This window comes from Stenotrophomonas maltophilia group sp. Smal17 (assembly GCF_030237045.1).
GTDB lineage: Bacteria > Pseudomonadota > Gammaproteobacteria > Xanthomonadales > Xanthomonadaceae > Stenotrophomonas > Stenotrophomonas forensis.
Window position 1 is genome coordinate 1 of the sequence record NZ_JASJSU010000186.1, and the last position, 802, is coordinate 802.

Below are 802 nucleotides of genomic sequence, written 5' to 3' on the forward strand. Positions count from 1 at the left end.
GTCGAGCATGGCTCGACTCTACAAAGGCGACGACAGCCCGCTCAGCCGCCGCCTGCGGTCGGCAACGGCGCCGGCACGTTCAGCAGCCCGCCCGCTGCCACATAGGCAGCCAATGCCTGGCCCTGGCTCAGCAGATGGCGCTCCATGGTGCGTTCAGCGGCCTGCGCGTCGCGGCGGCGGAAGCACTCCATCAGTTCGCGGTGTTCGGCCAGCGACTGCGCGGTACGGCCCGGGGTCAGCAGCTGGCGGCCGCGATGCATCTTCAGGATGCGGTGCAGGTCATGGGTGATGCGGATCAGCCACGGGTTGCCGGCGTAGTGCTGCACGGTTTCGTGGATCAGGTAGTTGTTCCGGTAGTACTCGGCGATGTTGCCCTCGGTCGCCGCCGCTTCCATCGCCGCGTGCAACGCTTCCAGCTGCTGCACGCCGGCATCGTCGATATGCCTGACAGCTTCATGCGCGCAGCGACCTTCCAGCATCGCCATCACCGGGAACAGCTGGTTGAGGTCTTCCAGCGTGAGCCGGGTGACCCGCGCGCCACGCCCGGCATCGATCTGCACCAGGCCCTCGGCGGCCAGCAGCTTCAGCGCTTCGCGCAGCGGGGTGCGGCTGATGCCCAGTTCCTCGCACAGCGCGGGCTCGTCGATCCACTCACCCGGCGGCAGCCGGTAATCGTAGATACGCTCGCGCACATGCTCGGCCACCTCTTCATACAGAGGGGCGCGCTTCTTCGGGGACCGTGGAGCAGGGGCAATGGCCATGGTGGAAGTGTACCGCCAGGTAGTGCCGGCCGCTGGCCGGC

General features: G+C 67.8%; 1 protein-coding gene. It reads right to left on the reverse strand.

Annotated features, from left to right (window positions below; all coding sequences use genetic code 11):
• Positions 1 to 41: 41 nt before the first annotated feature.
• Positions 42 to 761 (reverse strand): GntR family transcriptional regulator, encoded by a 720-nt coding sequence (locus tag QRO93_RS21490; protein WP_180880573.1) that lies wholly within the window; start codon positions 759 to 761, stop codon positions 42 to 44.
• Positions 762 to 802: the final 41 nt, after the last annotated feature.